Raw genomic sequence first — 730 nt, 5'->3', positions numbered from 1 at the left:
AGGAGATGGCATTGGTTCCACCTGAATAAAAGGCATTGAGCATCAAATCGACATCACAAACCGGCGCAGCGACTCATTGAAATGAAGTGCTGCTCGCCGGCGAGGGGTATTTCAACAGCCTGCTAGTGTTCGACTCGTATTACAGCTCATCGTCAGGCACACTGTACCCGAACTTCCTTCAGATTGCCGTCCACCGATTTCACTATCTCGGCAGCAAGAAGTATGGGGGCGGACGGCTGACATTCTCGGGGTATGAAAACAAGAAGCAGAAGAATCCACTCGTGATCAGCCTGGACAACGTGGTGTTCGATGATAAACAGCCAGCTCTCGCGGAAAGTTTTGCAACGCACTATGCGCTCGGTCCCGGCCCAGTGAGCTTTTCTGACAAGATTGTGACCTCAACGTCCAGGGACGTTCAGGTATCCGGATCACCCGGTCAAGCTGCGCCGGTCGATTGCAGCGGCGCCTTCATTCCCCTCAATGCCGTGGTTCAGGCTTCACCTATCTGATTTGGTCCTTGTTTATTCGTTTATGCTTTACTACATTCCGAGGCACAGGCTTAGCGGATGTAGGGACTTCCCCGTCCCGAGGCTGCGGCGGAAGCGCGAGTCGGCATCAATGTGCCACGATGACGTTGCGAACGTTCAGCGACACCAGCGAGAGAGGAAGTCCCTTTCATTCTCCAGGTTCTGTTCACATTCTCACGAGCGGTCCAAAGGCACAGACAAGC

The 730-nt window shown here is 53.7% G+C and carries 1 protein-coding gene; it reads left to right on the top strand.

Annotated elements, in window-relative coordinates; genetic code table 11:
* Positions 1 to 86 precede the first annotated feature (86 nt).
* Complete coding sequence (locus ACLFKU_RS43790; protein WP_410853395.1) at positions 87 to 509, top strand: hypothetical protein; 423 nt, start codon at positions 87 to 89, stop codon at positions 507 to 509.
* The last annotated feature ends 221 nt before the right edge of the window (positions 510 to 730 follow it).

The sequence above is a fragment of the Paraburkholderia sp. EG304 genome, assembly GCF_046543485.1.
Classification (GTDB): domain Bacteria; phylum Pseudomonadota; class Gammaproteobacteria; order Burkholderiales; family Burkholderiaceae; genus Paraburkholderia; species Paraburkholderia youngii.
The sequence above is the reverse complement of the archived record's forward strand: the minus strand, read 5'-3'. Positions and strand labels throughout refer to the sequence as shown.